We start from the raw sequence: 14226 nt of genomic DNA, 5'->3' as shown, positions 1-14226 counted from the left end.
GGTGACCTCCCGGCGTCCTACCGAGGGTCCGACACTGGTTCGGCGACGCTCCGGATCGGCCCGATCACCGCCGAAGGTGCGACAGCGCGCGTGCGTACAGTCCGATGGCCGGTGCCGCCAGCAGACCGGTCGTGACCAGCGCGATGCGGATCGTCAGCCGCTCGCCGACCAGGCCGACCGGCGGGCCGCCGAGGATCTGGCCGGCGGCGTCGACCTGTCCGGCGGCCGAGAACACGGTCGCCCGCGTCCGGGGTTCGGTCTGCGCGACCATCCACGTGGACAACAGCGGCTGGCACGCCGACCGCAATAACCCCACGACGAGGCACGCCGCGACGGCGATCCAGAACTCCCCCGCAAGCGCGAAGACCACGATGCCGCCGACCACGACGACCTGTGCCAACACGAGTATCCGGCCCAGCCGTACCGGCCGGAGGGCGTCGATGTGCCGGCGGATGACCTGGGTGAGAGCGATCGATCCCACCAGGCTCGCGACACTCATCGCCCCGAACCACACCACGGGCGTCCCGAATGACGGGAAGTTCAAGTCGTCCAGAAAGTGCGCCTGTTGCAGGCGGTCCCAGCCTTCACTGCCCAGCCCCAGGAAGAACGCAGCCGCGAGCAGGCAGATCAGCACTCCCCGCCCGCGTACGGCCCGGGCGCCGTCGACCACCTGGGCGCGCATGGCGACGAGCGACCCGAGCTCGCGCGACTGCGCGGGTACGAACGCCCGCTCCGGCATGACCGCGACGAGGACGCCCACCAGAAGGAGCCAACAGACAGCGCCGAGGAGGAGCGGGAGACTGAGGTCCACGCCGGCAAGTGCGACGGAGGTGCCGATGCCGAGGACGGTCGCCGCCTGCCCCACCTGGGCGCCGCGGGTGAACGCGTCGCCGACCCGGGCGTCGCCGATCTCGCCGCTCACCCACGCCTCCTCGGCACCGTCGACGCAGACCGCACCGATCCCCCAGACGACGTTGCCGACCACGATCGCGGCGAACTCCGGGACGAGCGCCTGGAGCAACACGCCCAGTCCGATGAGCAGGTACCCGACGATCACCGACAGGCGCCGGCTGTAGAGATCGGCGATGATGCCGGTCGGCACCTGCGCGGCGAACGCGCTCACCTCCATGACCGTGCCCACCAGGACCAGCTCCAGCGGGCCGAGGCCCACGGTCTCGATCTGGTAGACGAGGTTCAGTGTGAACGCGACAGCGGCCGCGAAGGAACCGATGGCACGGATGAGGAGGAAGACGGCGTATGCCTGCATGAGTGCGGACGACCTTAGCCGCGGCCCCACCGTCGGCTCCCCCGATTTACATCTGGGGCCCAGATCCCTGCGAGCCTGACCAGTTCAGAGGCCCCGAACAGCCCTCGTGCTCTGGTTGGCGGGATCTCACCCTGGCTCTGGTGCGTTGTCCAGGTGTCGAAGGTCCAGGAGTTCTTGTGAAGGAGGGCGAATGCCCGGAACGACCAGACCCGCACCGCTGGCGCTCGACCCGAGCTTCTTCACCGATCCGTACGCCGTCTATGCCGCGCTGCGACACGAAGGACCGGTACGCCGGGTCATGCTGCCGAACGGGTGGGACGTCTGGGTCGTGACGAGGTACGCCGAGGCGCGGGCCGCGCTGGCCGATCCACGGTTGCGCAAGGACCCGCGTGTCCTGACCGAGCAGTTCGACGACGACGCCATGCGCGACGACGAGATCGTCGCAGCGTCCCTGCGGGCCCACATGCTCAACGCCGACCCCCCGGACCACACCAGGCTGCGCAAGCTGGTGACCAAGGCGTTCACGGCCCGAAGGATCGACGGGCTCCGGCCCAGGATCGAGGCGATCACCGACCAACTCCTCGACGATCTGGCCGCGCGCGTCGGCGACGGACCCGTGGACCTGCTCGACACCTTCGCCTTCCCACTGCCCATCACGGTCATCTGCGAACTTCTCGGCGTACCCCCTGCCGACCGCGACGACTTCCGCGCCTGGTCGACGACGATCGTGTCGGACGGCACGGACGAGGAGGTACAGGTCGCGTCGTATGCGATGGCCAGCTACCTCGACCGGCTCCTGGCCGACAAGCGGGCCGACCCGGGCGACGACCTGCTGACAGCCCTCATCCACGCCCGCGACGACGAGGACCGGCTGGACGAGCACGAGTTGGTCTCGATGGCGTTCCTGCTCCTGGTCGCGGGGCACGAGACGACGGTCAACCTCATCGGCAACGGCACGCTCGCCCTGCTCCGCCATCCCGACCAACTGGCCCACCTCCAGCGAGATCCGTCCCTCCTGCCTGGAGCGGTCGAGGAACTGCTCCGCTACGACGGACCGGTCAACCTCGCGACGATGCGGTTCACCGCAGAGCCGGTGGTGCTGGGCACCGACAACGGGACCCGTGATGGCGACGGAGCGACGGGCGTGGAGATTCCGGCCGGAGAGTTCGTCCTGGTGTCGCTCGCCTCCGCCGACCATGACGGGTCGCGGTTCGCCGACCCGGACCGGCTCGACCTCACGCGACCGGCCGGAGGTCACCTGGCGTTCGGCCACGGCATCCACTACTGCCTGGGCGCTCCGCTGGCGCGGCTCGAGGGCGAGATCGCGTTCACGCGCCTGCTTGGCCGCTTCCCAGGGTTACGGCTGGCCGGGGCGCCTGCTGAGTTACGGTGGCGGAACAGCAGCCTGATCAGAGGACTGGAACGCCTGCCAGTCCATCTCGCCTGAGGTCGGAGTGTGCGCCTCCGCGAGGGTCCGCCGCGTGGCGAAAACGCCTCGGCATGGCGGGCGAGGACGCCGGGGTCGCCGGGATGAGAGACTTGTGCGCGCGTGCAGCCGCGCGAAAGTCCTGCGGAGCGAACGGCACATCCACCTCCGCACGGGTCGGGGCCGATGCGGGGTTGGGAGAGGAGCCGATGCGGGTTGCCGGCATCGACGTGTGGGTTGTCAACGTCCCCTTGACAACGACGTTCGCGTCGAGTTTCGAGGCCAAGTCCGCGACCACCCGGACGGTCATCCGGGTCCGCACGGACGACGGCCGGGCGGGCTGGGGCGAGACGATGCACGGCCGCCCGACGGCCACCCTCGTGAGGAAGCTCGCCGAGGACTTCGTCGGCGTCGATCCCCGCGCGAGCGCCGAGGTACGCCGCCGCTGCGCCATGGTGCCGTTCTTCTACGGCTACCTCGGCTACTGCGCACTCGCCGGTCTGGAGATGGCGTTCCTCGACCTCACCTGCCGGGCGGCGGACGTCCCGCTGCACCTTCACCTCGGTGGCGCCGCGCGTGCCGTCGTACCCATCACCGCCCTCGTCACGCCCGCCGCCGTGGGCGACGTTGCGCCGGCCGAGCTGCCCAAAGCCCTTGCCACCAAGGCCGCGGAGATCGTGGCGGCGCAGGGGTTCACCGCACTGAAGCTCAAGGGATCCGCCGACGCCCGCCACGACGTGTCACTGCTGCGGGCCCTGCGGGAGAAACTGCCCGACCTCGCGCTGCGCGTCGACCCCAACGCCGCCTGGTCCGTGACCGCCTCGATCTGGGCGGGTCACGAGAGCGACGCCCTCGGACTCGAGTACCTCGAGGACCCGTGCGCCGGGCTGGAGGGCATGGCCCGGGTCCGCGCCGAGATCCGCACGCCCCTGTGCACGAACATGTGCGTCGTCACGCTCGACGACCTCGCCCCTGCCGTACGCATGGGTGCCGTCGACATCGTGCATGCCGACGTACACAAGTGGGGCGGCGTAGGACCGACGATGGACCTCGTAGGAATCTGCCGGGCGTTCGGACTCGGGCTGAACTTCCACAGTGGCGGCGAGCTGGGCATCTCCACCGCCTGTCACCTGCACGTGGCCGCCGCGCTCGACCGGCTCGACCATGCGATCGACGCGATGTACTACCTCACCGCCGACGACATCCTCACCGAGCGGATCGCGATGCGCGACGGCGCACTCGTGGTCCCGCAGGGGCCTGGTCTGGGCGTCGATGTGGACCTGGACCGCCTCGCCCACTACGCCCGGCGCAACGAGGACGAAGGAGACCACACCCAGTGAGCCCCCGTTCGTCGGCAACCGCGGCGAGTACGTCGCCCGAGGCCTTCCTGCGTGCCGCCCGCGACGACAGCGTCTTCTCCGGAGCGGCCTGGTCGGTCGGCACCACGACCGGCCCCACCTTCCGTGGCGTCCTCGGGACCCTGGCGTGGGACGGCGAGCCCGTGGCCGAGGACACTCTGTGGGACCTCGCGTCGGTGACCAAACCGGTCGCGGCACTCGCGGCGATGGCGCTGCTCGAACGCGGCCAGCTCGCGCTGTCCGACCCGATCTCGGCGTACCTCCCCGACTACGCCGGGAGCGACAAGGCCGACATCTCGCTCTGGCATCTGCTGACGCACACGTCCGGGATCCCCGGCCAGCAGCCGTTGTACCGGCGGCACGCCGATCGAGACGGCATGCTCACCGCACTGCGCCAGCTGCCGCTCCGCCACCCGCCAGGCACAGAGGTGGCCTACTCCTCCCCCGGGTTCATGATCCTGGGACTCGTCGCCGAGGCTGTGGCCGGCCAGTCCCTCGACGCTCTTGTGCGGGAGACCGTCACCCGGCCGGCGGCGATGTCCGACACCGGTTTCAACCCGCCGGCGCAGGACCGGGCCCGCGCGGCCGCCACCGAGGACTGTTCCTGGCGCGGCCAGGTCGTCCAGGGCACGGTGCACGACGAGAACGCCCACGCGCTCGGGGGCGTCGCCGCCCATGCGGGACTGTTCGCGCCGCTCGGTGACGTGGAGAGGCTCGCGCTGGCACTGTTGCGCGACGGCGCTGGCGAAGCGGGGCCGATCCTCGCACCACGGACGCTCGCCGTGATGACCCGCCCGGCCACCGATCACCTCAACCTGCGGAGGTGCCTGGGATGGCAGGGCACCCAACCCGCCGGTGCCGGGGTCGGTGACCTGTTCAGCCCCCGTGCGTACGGACACACCGGGTTCACCGGAACCAGCGTCTGGGTCGACCCGGACCTCGGCGTCTATTCGGTCCTGCTGACGAACCGGGTCCATCCGCGCCGGGGATCCTCGGCGATGGCGCGGCTGCGACCAAAGTTCCACAACCTCGCGCTCACCCAGCTCCTCCGGCCACGGTGAAAGCCCGCCGAGCCGCTGGCCCGGAACCGATACTGGGAACGTGCGCCACGGGGGAAGGCGAGTGTCTCGCGCGAGAATCCTGGTGTCGTGCCTTGGCGTGGTCGCGACACTGGCGAGCATGCTGTCCGGGTGCGCCGAGAAGGATCCCGGCCGGAACTGTCCTGGCAAGGGGTGGCGGAATCTGTCCCACCGGGAGGTCGACGGTTCCGAGCTCATCGAACGCCGTCTGCACTGCGCCAACCTCGAGTGGTCCTCGCTGGACGAGCTACGCCTTCAGGAGGTGAAGCTCAGCCGGGCCAACCTCCACGGGGCCAGCCTGCGTAGTTCCTGGTTGAGCAACGTCGACCTGTCCGGCGCCGACCTGAGCGATGCGGTGCTGGAGGGGGCGACCCTGGACGAGGTGGACATGGCGGGGGCGGACCTGCGGGGCGCCTCCCTCGCCGGCGAGGCGACACTCACCGACGTCGGACTGCGCCGGGCCCGCCTCGTGGACGCCGACCTGAGCTCCGCGGTGGTGAAGCGCTCCGACCTCGCGCGGGCCGACCTCACCGGCGCCAACCTCTCCGGCGCGTCGCTGATCAACTCCAGCCTCCGAGGCGCCCGCCTCGACGGTGCGGACCTGACGGACACGTTCTGGTCGAACTCCGTCTGCCCCGATGGTACGAAGTCGCGCGGAGCTCCCGAGACCTGCGACGACCACCTCACGCCCGCGCGTCCGTGAAGTCCGCGTCCGCCGGTGAGATCCGCATCGGCCGGTGAGATCCACGTCGGCCGGTGAGATCCACGTCAGCCGGTGAGATCCGGCTGACGGACAGATCACTGCGCCACGGCGCGGAACGTACGCCACAACGAGTGCACCTGCCAGCCACCGAGCACACAGGTGGCCGCACCGACGATCGGAACCAACGCGGACGCGCCAGCCACCCGGAGAGCGAAGCTGGGGTCGAGCAGGTTCATCGCCGTCGAGCAACCCATCGTGACCGCGAGGACCGTGGCGCCGACGACCACCTGACCGGCGATCACCGGACGCAGGAAGCGCCGCAGCCGACCCGACCACATCAGCAGACCCAGGGTTGCGAGACCGCTCACGCCACCGGCCATGCCCGCCAAGTCGGTGACCTGCGAGAGGAAGATGGCGAGCCGCGGGTGATCACTGGTCAACAACGACGGGACCTCCCGGACGCCGATGGTCCAGGCGAGTGTCCACGCGAGCACGGTCGCCGGCATGGACAGCGCGAAGAGCATGGCGGTGCGCCGGCTCTGCGCGGCGATCAGCTCTGCCCGGTAGGCCGGTGCGATCTCGGCGATCCGGCCGCAGTCGCCGACCGCCTGCGCCTCGGCCTGCCGAGGATCCATCCCGGCCCGGACGTACGCGTCCGCCGCGTCGTGGAGTCCGTCGGCCAGCTCACCCAGCAACTCGGTACGCGTCCGGCGCGGGCCCGGCAGCGCCCGGGCGAGAGCGCGAAGGTATCCCGCGATCGAGTCAACCTGTGGTGCGGCGGACGGATCCGCACGCTGGGTAGGCCTGGAGGGAGCGGCCCGCCGCCGCCCGGCCATCCGTGCGACGAACGCCGTACCCACGGGGAGGGTCATCGCGCCACCACGTCGTTCCACACTCACGCCTGCTCCCCCAGGACGCCACCGATCGCGCTCGTGAACCTGGTCCAGTCGGCGCGCTCCCGGGCGAGCGCCTGCCGCCCGGCCCGGGTGAGCTGGTAGGTACGCCGGCGGCGGCCGCCGACCATGCTCCATCGCCCGCTGACGTAGTGCGCCCGCTCGAGTCGGCGCAGCGCCGGGTAGACGCTCCCGGTGGGAAGGTCGAGGACGCCGCCGCTCCTCGCCTGGAGTGCCTCGATGATGGCGTAGCCGTGCAGCGGGCCGTCCTCCAGCGAGGCAAGCAGGAGCGCGTCGAGGTGTCCCCGGACGATGTCGACCTTCACGAGTAGACAGGCTACCTGTGGCGGCCCCACCCCCGACAAGCGCGCGACCGCGATCTTCGGGTTCTCTCCAGGGTCCCAGGACCTCAGTCCAGGGTCATCCCTGATTCATATGTAGGCAGCCGACATATACAGTCGGGCTGGTTGAGCGACTCTTTCAGGAGGAGATCCGTGCCACCCACCGTTGACCTCGCGGCCGGGACCGCCGGCGCCGCGCCCCCAGCCCGGCAGGTCCCCGGCAGGCGGCCCGGCGCCTCCTTGTGGACCCTGCGGGGCGTCGCCCTCGTCCATGCCGCGGCGGTGGTCGGTCAGCCGCTCCTGGCCGGAAGGTACCTCGGTGGCGATGTCGACTCCCTCGCCGTCCACGGTTTCAACGGCAGCCTGTTGCCACTGCTCACGATGCTCCAGGGCGTGGCCGCGCTGGCGTACGTCTGGCCCGGGGGCGGACGGGGGTGGCCGTTCCTCGTGACCTTCCTGTTGTTCTTCGCCGAGGGGATCCAGATCGGCTTTGGCCACACCCGTGAACTCGCGATCCACCTTCCCCTCGGCGTGGGGATCGTGCTCGTCCAGGTCCTGCTGACGGTGTGGTTGTTCCGGGGCGGCGCTCGTCGCCCCCGTCGCCCGCGTCGCCGGACGCGGGTTCGGCAGGCGGGAGACAGCCATGGCCGCTGAGCACCCGGTCACGCCGGGCCCGCGGACGCCCACCACCGAGCGCCTCTCCGGCGACCTCACGACCGACACGGTGCCGCCGGCGCGACACCCACGGGCAAGCCTGTGGGTCCTGCGCGCCATCGCCGTCCTGCACTGCGGCGTGATCGCGGCCCAGCCTGTCTTCGCCGGCATCTTCCTCACCGGCGATGTGGACGCGATCGCCGTCCACGAGATGAACTCGCACATCGTCAGCCTGCTGGGCTGGTCCCAGATCATCGCCGCCCTCGTCTACGCCGCTCGCGGTCGTGGGCGGTGGTCGCCGATGTGGTTCAGCCTGACCCTCGCCATCGCCGAAGAGGCGCAGAAGGTCCTCGGCTATCTCCGCCTCGCCGATCTCCACATCCCCATAGGCGTCTCACTCATCACCATCCAGGTCCTCTTCACGGTCTGGTTGTTCCGCCCCGACCTGCGTCAAGCCCGGGTTGACAAGACTCGTGGGGGTGGGCGGGCGGCCAACCGAGAGCACCGAACCTCGAGGGAGCCGTACGCATGACCCTGTACAGCCACCGCCCACTCGGCAGGCCCGGTCGGTCGAGCCGTTCGTACGGAGGACCAGGAGCCCTGTCCAGGCGCGGGTTCCTCGGCCTGGTCGGCGCCGGCGGTGCCGCCGCGGCCCTCGCCGGCTGCGGGATCGGCGGGCTGATCGGGCAGACGGCGGAGTTCCTGCCCAGCAGGGCGCCCCTGCCCAAGCCGTTCGGCGTACCGCTGCCGATCCCCCCCATCAAGCGTCCGGTACGGACCGACGCCACCACCGACTACTACGAGGTCGTCCAGCGGGTCGCGAACGCCGAGATCCTGCCTGGCATGCGCACCCCCATCCTCGGCTACGACGGCATCTTTCCCGGACCGACCCTCGTCACCACCAGCGGCCGGAGGACGGTCGTACGCCACCGCAACGAGCTACCCGTGCCCGTCTCCGTGCACCTGCACGGCGGGCACACGCCCGCGGAGAGCGACGGTGGTCCGCTCGACCTCATCCTCCCGACCCGCGGCTGGACCCGGCCTGCCCACGCGGGGCACAGCGGCGCGGCCCCGATGCGCGGAGACGAGTCCGACGGGCAACGTGACTACGTCTATCCGATGCGGCAGCGCGCCGCCACGCTGTGGTACCACGACCACCGGATGGACTTCACCGGACCGCAGGTCTACCGCGGCCTCGTCGGCATGCACCTGGTGCACGACGACGAGGAACGGGCGCTGCCGCTGCCCGACGGCGACCGGGACATCCCGCTGGTGATCTGCGACCGGTCGTTCGAAGCCGACGGGTCGTTCCGCTATCCCGCACTCGACCGGACGCTGCGCACCACGCCTGGCGTCACCGCCGACTACATGGAAGGCGTCGTCGGCGACGTCATCCTGGTCAACGGCGCGCCGTGGCCGGTCTGTGAGGTCGAGGGTGCGAGGTACCGGTTCCGGATCCTCAATGCGTCCAACGCCCGCCGCTACGGACTCACGCTCGACCCCGCACCCCGCGAACGGCCGGCGTTCGTCCAGGTCGGCAGCGACGGCGGGCTGCTGGAGACGCCGATCGAACACGCCCGGATCGACATCGCCCCCGCCGAGCGCTTCGACGTGGTCATCGACTTCTCGGCGTACGCACCAGGCACGGAGGTCACGCTGGTCAACCGGCTCGGCAACGACTCCACCGCACAGGTGATGCGGTTCCGGGTCACCCGCCGGGTGAAGGACGACTCCCACGTTCCCGCGAAGCTCTCCACGATCGAACGCCTGGATCCGGCCAAGGCCGTGCGCACCCGCGTATGGCGCTTCCGGCGCGGCGACATCGGTGACCGTCCCGGCAGCGCCGGCGTGGCCGCTCGACAGGAGCGTGACGGCGATGGCGGGGGCGAGCACAACGGCTGGACGATCAACGACAAGGCCTACGACCCGCGGCGCGCGGACGCCGACCCGGCCCTTGGCGAGATCGAGATCTGGCGGTTCATGACCGACGTCCACCATCCCGTGCATGTCCACCTCGACCCGTTCCAGGTGGTGAGCCGAGGCGGCCACGGAGTCGGTCCGTACGACCACGGCTGGAAGGACACGGTGGACGTCCGGCCGGCGGAGCATGTGGACGTCGCGGTGCGCTTCACCGACTACCGCGGTCCGTACCTCCTCCACTGCCACAACCTCGAGCACGAGGACATGGCGATGATGGCGACGTTCAGGACCACCTGAGCGGTAGGCCGCGCGGCCTGCGGGCGCCGCGCCGTACTCGCCAACTACCAACGATGCATGCCGGATTCGCCGCGCATCGTTGGTAATGATCACGCATACGTGATCATTTTCGCTGGCGCGGCGACGGCGTCAGATCCCGCCGAGGACGCTGGACACGCTCACCCGGGTCCCGCCATCCTCGGCGGAGAGGACGCCCGCTCTCAGCACGGCCAGCAGTTCGAGGGTCTCCTCGGGCGCGATCGGGGGCTTGCCGGTCCGGGCCATCTCCACGGCCGCGCGGACCTGCCCGGCGTAGAAGCCGTCGAAGTCCTTGATGTGCACGGCGTGCCGGCCCTCGCTGCCGTAGGCGGTGAGGTGGAAGGCGTACTTCGCGTCGCGCAGCGTCTGCACGACCGCGCTGGGACCGCCGTCGGCGTAGGACAGCACGGCGATGTCGCGCTCGGGCCAGGTGAACCGCTGCACCCACTCCACGCCCGATCCGGCCAGGGCGAAGAGCTGTTCGACCGCATGGACGCCGTAGTAGTACCACTCCCCCGGGCCCACGCTCACGACCGACGACAGGGTGCCCAGCGCGGCGAGCTGGTCGCGCTCGGCTTCGAGCTCGACCGCGAACCGCAGGGCCGACGAACTGGTGACCGGCGTGCCCTTGTCGGCGGCGAGAGTGAAGAGACCGCTCGCCTCCACCAGGTCGACCGCCATCGGCTTGTCGACGAACGTCGGCACACCCGCCGCCACGAACGCCCGGGCCAGTGGCACGTGGTTCGCGCCCTGTCCGGTGTCGTCGACCACCAGCACCAGATCGGTCTCGGACAGCATCTCGGTGGGCTCGCTGGCGACGTGCGGGATGTCGTAGGTGCGCGCGAGCGTGGTGGCATCGGGTTGGCCAGGGCGCAGCTCGCCACCCCACACCCACGTGATGCGTGCCCCGTCGGCGACGGCGCGCTCGTTGAGCAACCGGGCGAACGCTCCGGCATGGGAGGTGTTGACGCCGACCAGGCCGACGCGCAGGGTGCGCTCGCCGGCATCCGTTCCTTCGCTGCTCATCTTTCGTCCCTCTGCTCGCCGTGGCCCGGATGGTAGGTGAACCTCGGGCAGGTCGTGCCGCACGAGGGGCCGAACTCCCCTTAGTTTAGGGCGTTTCTCCCCCTATCACGGTGTCGAACGTAGACATGCCGTCGTACCGCGTCAATGACGCGCCCACCATGCTGGCCGGCAACGGGTGCGGGTCGTGACGCCCCATACCCGGCCCGACCCTGGCAGACTCGGCGAGCGTGACCGGCGTCGCTTCCCACCACGACGACACCTGCGCAGACCTGCGCGACCTGCTCCGCGGTCGGCTGGTCGCGGCGGCGCTCACGCCGTTCCACCGCGACCGAACAGTCGCGCGGGAGGCGGTCGCGGGCTACGCGGAGGCGCTTCGCGGCGGCGGCTGCGCGGCCATCGCCGTGGGCGCACACACCGGGCGCGGCGCGCACCTGGATGCCGGTGAGCTGCGCTGGCTGGTACGGGAGTTCGGGTCCGCGTCGAGCCTGCCGATCGTGGCCGGAGTCGGCCCAGGGCCGGACCGGAGTGTCAGCGATCTGCTGCCCCTCGCCGCGGGACTCCGCGACGCGGGTGCGGCAGCCCTCCTCGTCGCTCCCGTCCGGGGCGCGTCGCGAGCCGAGATCGTACGCCTGCACGAGCGGCTCGGCTCCGAGGTCGGCCTGCCGCTGCTGGCGTTCGTCCTGTACGACCGGGCCAGCGGGTGCCAGTACGACGCCGACACGGTGGCCGAACTCCTCACCCTGCCCTGGGTCTGCGGCGTCAAGCTCGCCCTGCTCGACGACGCGATGGGTTGCCAGGACATCCTTGACGCGGCCCGGACGGCGGCCCCCGATGCCCTGCTGCTGACCGGCGAAGACCGGATGTACGGGCCCTCGCTGATGTGGGGCGCCGAGGCGAGCCTGCTGGGACTCGCCGCTGCCCTGCCGGACTGGTCGGTGGCCGTCCTCGAGGCGTGGACACGGAACGACCTCCCGGCCTTCGTCGCAGCGTCGGCGCGGGCGGATGCGCTTGCCCGGTTGACGTTCCTGGCACCGATGGAGGCGTACGTCCAGCGGATGGCCTGGGTCGCCGCCTGGCAGGGCATCCTCCCCGACGCGGTCGCCTTCGACCCGTTCGGCCCGTACGCCCAGAGCCCGCCGCCCGGCGAGCGCGACCGGCTGATCTCCGCCCTCCCCACCCTGTCCCGTGATCATGATCGTGATCATGAAACCTCCGCGTAGATATCGCCCCGTTTCACTTCACAGACCGGTTCGCCTTCATGATCACCAGGCGGCGACCATCCCCGCCACAGACCGGTTCACCTTCATGACCACCAAGCCGCGACCATCCCCGCGGGCATGGCTCACGTGGCGCTCCCGGCTCTGGAAGGCCCAGCGACGCCGATACCCGCCGTGATCATGACGGTGATCATGAAGCGAAACCGGACCATGAAGCCGAACCGCGTCTATCGCCCTCTTTGCGTTCATGATCACGATCATGATCACGGGCATGCGGGCGGGTGGCGGGCCGGCGCGCCCGGGTCATGGGCTCAGATGTAGCTGGGGCGTGACTCAGACCTCGACGACCACCGGGATGATCATCGGGCGGCGGCGGTGGGAGTCACTCACCCACTTGCCGACCGTGCGCCGGATGATCTGCTGCAGTTGGTAGGTGTCGTCGATGCCTTCCCGGCCGGCCCGGTCGAGCGCCTCCTCGATCAGCGGGCGGACGGGATCGAAGACCCCATCGTCCTCGGCGAACCCGCGCGCCTTGATCTCAGGGCCTCCGGTCACCTTGCCGGTCACCGAGTCGACGACCACTATGACGGAGATGAAGCCTTCCTCGCCGAGGATGCGGCGATCCTTCAGCGACGTCTCGGTGATGTCGCCCACCGTGGAACCATCGACGTAGACGTAGCCGCAGTCGACCTTGCCGGCGATCCTGGCCACGCCATCGATCAGGTCGACGACCACGCCGTCCTCGGCCACCACGACCCGCTCCCGCCGTACGCCTGTCGCGATGGCAAGGTCCGCGTTGGCCCGCATGTGCCGGATCTCGCCGTGCACCGGCATGACGTTGCGCGGGCGGACGATGTTGTACGCATAGAGCAGTTCGCCCGCCGACGCGTGGCCCGACACGTGGACCAGGGCGTTGCCCTTGTGCACGACGTCGGCACCCCAACGGGTGAGGCCGTTGATGACCCGGAAGACCGCGTTCTCGTTGCCCGGGATGAGTGAGGACGCGAGCACCACCGTGTCGCCGGGCTCGACCCGGATCTGCGGATGGTCGCGTCCGGCGATTCGCGACAGGGCCGACAGGGGCTCACCCTGGGATCCGGTCGAGATGAGAACGACCTCGTTCGGCGCGAAGTTGTCCAGTGCCTTGAGGTCGACCAGAGTGTTGGGCGGTACCCGGAGAAAGCCGAGGTCTCCGGCGACCCCCATGTTGCGGACCATCGACCGGCCGACGTAGGCAACCTTGCGGCCGTGCTCGACGGCGGCGTCCATCACCTGCTGCACCCGGTGGATGTGCGAGGCGAAGCAGGCCACGATCACCCGCCGCTCCGCCCGCGCGAAGATCCGGTCGATCACCGGGGTGATGTCGCGTTCTGAGACGGTGAAGCCCGGCATCTCCGCATTGGTCGAGTCGACCAGGAAGAGGTCGACACCCTCCTCGCCGAGCCGGGCGAACGCCCGCAGGTCGGTGAGCCGGCGGTCCAGCGGGAGCTGGTCCATCTTGAAGTCACCGGTGTGCAGGACGACACCGGCGGCAGTGCGGATGGCGACCGCGAGAGCGTCGGGGATCGAGTGGTTGACCGCGATGAACTCCAGGTCGAACGGACCGAACTGCATCCGCTGGCGTTCCCGGACCACATGCCGGGGAACGTCCTTCAGCCGGTGCTCGCGCAGCTTGGCCTCCACAAGCGCGAGCGTGAGCTGCGACCCGACGAGCGGGAGGTCACGCCGCTCGCGGAGAAGGTACGGCACCGCGCCGATGTGGTCCTCGTGCCCGTGGGTGAGCACGACGGCCTCGATGTCGTCCAGGCGGTCCCGGATCGGCTCGAAGTCGGGAAGGATCAGGTCGACGCCCGGATGGTGGTCCTCGGGGAACAGGACACCGCAGTCGACGATGAGCAACCTGCCCTCGTGTTCGAACACGGTCATGTTGCGACCGATCTCGCCGAGGCCGCCGAGGGGGATGACGCGGAGGGCGCCGGGCGGGAGCGCGGCGGCTGGTCCGAGCTCGGGGTGAGGGTGGCTCATGC

General features: G+C 70.3%; 13 protein-coding genes. 8 read left to right on the top strand and 5 right to left on the bottom strand.

The genetic code is table 11. The features are described from left to right. Positions 1-64 precede the first annotated feature (64 nt). Complete coding sequence (locus ABNF93_RS05355; protein ID WP_349326401.1) at positions 65-1267, bottom strand: MFS transporter; 1203 nt, start codon at positions 1265-1267, stop codon at positions 65-67. 190 nt (positions 1268-1457) lie between these two features. Between ABNF93_RS05355 and ABNF93_RS05350 the strand changes: the two genes are divergently transcribed. From ABNF93_RS05350 to ABNF93_RS05335, 4 genes are all read left to right on the top strand, one after another. Beyond that, positions 1458-2714, top strand: coding sequence for a cytochrome P450 family protein (locus ABNF93_RS05350; protein ID WP_349326400.1), 1257 nt, complete (start codon positions 1458-1460; stop codon positions 2712-2714). A gap of 188 nt (positions 2715-2902) precedes the next feature. Beyond that, entirely contained in the window at positions 2903-4033 is a 1131-nt protein-coding gene (locus ABNF93_RS05345; RefSeq protein WP_349326399.1) for a mandelate racemase/muconate lactonizing enzyme family protein, read from the top strand. Continuing rightward, on the top strand, positions 4030-5112 hold the full coding sequence (locus tag ABNF93_RS05340; RefSeq protein ID WP_349326398.1) for a serine hydrolase domain-containing protein: 1083 nt from the start codon (positions 4030-4032) through the stop codon (positions 5110-5112). The genes ABNF93_RS05345 and ABNF93_RS05340 overlap by 4 nt, the downstream gene beginning before the upstream one ends. Positions 5113-5173: 61 nt before the next feature. Next, the gene (locus tag ABNF93_RS05335) at positions 5174-5833 is read left to right on the top strand and encodes a pentapeptide repeat-containing protein (protein WP_349326397.1); all 660 of its coding nucleotides are present in this window, start codon (positions 5174-5176) and stop codon (positions 5831-5833) included. Between the two features lie 95 nt (positions 5834-5928). Here ABNF93_RS05335 and ABNF93_RS05330 read toward each other — a convergent pair whose 3' ends face one another. Together ABNF93_RS05330 and ABNF93_RS05325 are read right to left on the bottom strand one after the other, a co-directional pair. Continuing rightward, on the bottom strand, positions 5929-6732 hold the full coding sequence (locus ABNF93_RS05330; protein WP_349326396.1) for a permease prefix domain 1-containing protein: 804 nt from the start codon (positions 6730-6732) through the stop codon (positions 5929-5931). Next, on the bottom strand, positions 6729-7052 hold the full coding sequence (locus tag ABNF93_RS05325; protein ID WP_349326395.1) for a PadR family transcriptional regulator: 324 nt from the start codon (positions 7050-7052) through the stop codon (positions 6729-6731). The genes ABNF93_RS05330 and ABNF93_RS05325 overlap by 4 nt, the downstream gene beginning before the upstream one ends. Positions 7053-7220: 168 nt before the next feature. Between ABNF93_RS05325 and ABNF93_RS05320 the strand changes: the two genes are divergently transcribed. Genes ABNF93_RS05320 through ABNF93_RS05310 form a run of 3 tightly spaced genes read left to right on the top strand, consistent with a single transcriptional unit; the run spans position 7221 to position 9938 of the window. Continuing rightward, positions 7221-7721, top strand: a complete 501-nt coding sequence (locus tag ABNF93_RS05320; RefSeq protein WP_349326394.1) for a hypothetical protein — start codon at positions 7221-7223, stop codon at positions 7719-7721. Further along, positions 7711-8253, top strand: a complete 543-nt coding sequence (locus ABNF93_RS05315) for a hypothetical protein (protein ID WP_349326393.1) — start codon at positions 7711-7713, stop codon at positions 8251-8253. Before ABNF93_RS05320 ends, ABNF93_RS05315 begins: the two co-directional genes overlap by 11 nt. Beyond that, positions 8250-9938, top strand: a complete 1689-nt coding sequence (locus ABNF93_RS05310; protein ID WP_349326392.1) for a multicopper oxidase family protein — start codon at positions 8250-8252, stop codon at positions 9936-9938. The genes ABNF93_RS05315 and ABNF93_RS05310 overlap by 4 nt, the downstream gene beginning before the upstream one ends. 129 nt (positions 9939-10067) lie before the next feature. Here ABNF93_RS05310 and ABNF93_RS05305 read toward each other — a convergent pair whose 3' ends face one another. Then, positions 10068-10982: a Gfo/Idh/MocA family protein gene (locus ABNF93_RS05305; RefSeq protein WP_349326391.1), complete on the bottom strand. Its 915-nt coding sequence runs from the start codon at positions 10980-10982 to the stop codon at positions 10068-10070. Between the two features lie 227 nt (positions 10983-11209). On the opposite strand from ABNF93_RS05305, the gene ABNF93_RS05300 reads away from it, so the two are divergent. Then, entirely contained in the window at positions 11210-12202 is a 993-nt protein-coding gene (locus ABNF93_RS05300) for a dihydrodipicolinate synthase family protein (RefSeq protein ID WP_349326390.1), read from the top strand. A 330-nt stretch (positions 12203-12532) separates the two neighbouring features. On the opposite strand, the gene ABNF93_RS05295 is transcribed toward ABNF93_RS05300, so the two are convergent. Then, the gene (locus ABNF93_RS05295) at positions 12533-14224 is read right to left on the bottom strand and encodes a ribonuclease J (RefSeq protein ID WP_349326389.1); all 1692 of its coding nucleotides are present in this window, start codon (positions 14222-14224) and stop codon (positions 12533-12535) included. Between the last annotated feature and the right edge of the window lie 2 nt (positions 14225-14226).

Source organism: Actinopolymorpha sp. B9G3, from assembly GCF_040120725.1.
Classification (GTDB): Bacteria; Actinomycetota; Actinomycetes; order Propionibacteriales; family Actinopolymorphaceae; genus Thermasporomyces.
This window is presented reverse-complemented; position numbering and strand designations above follow the sequence as displayed.

What these genes read in the sequence shown, in the direction of transcription:
- ABNF93_RS05355 (WP_349326401.1), bottom strand. Translation starts at nt 1,267, where the DNA reads ATGCAGGCATACGCCGTCTTCCTCCTCATCCGTGCCATCGGTTCCTTC.
- ABNF93_RS05350 (WP_349326400.1), top strand. Translation starts at nt 1,458, where the DNA reads ATGCCCGGAACGACCAGACCCGCACCGCTGGCGCTCGACCCGAGCTTC.
- ABNF93_RS05315 (WP_349326393.1), top strand. Translation starts at nt 7,711, where the DNA reads ATGGCCGCTGAGCACCCGGTCACGCCGGGCCCGCGGACGCCCACCACC.
- ABNF93_RS05310 (WP_349326392.1), top strand. Translation starts at nt 8,250, where the DNA reads ATGACCCTGTACAGCCACCGCCCACTCGGCAGGCCCGGTCGGTCGAGC.
- ABNF93_RS05295 (WP_349326389.1), bottom strand. Translation starts at nt 14,224, where the DNA reads ATGAGCCACCCTCACCCCGAGCTCGGACCAGCCGCCGCGCTCCCGCCC.
- ABNF93_RS05305 (WP_349326391.1), bottom strand. Translation starts at nt 10,982, where the DNA reads ATGAGCAGCGAAGGAACGGATGCCGGCGAGCGCACCCTGCGCGTCGGC.
- ABNF93_RS05345 (WP_349326399.1), top strand. Translation starts at nt 2,903, where the DNA reads ATGCGGGTTGCCGGCATCGACGTGTGGGTTGTCAACGTCCCCTTGACA.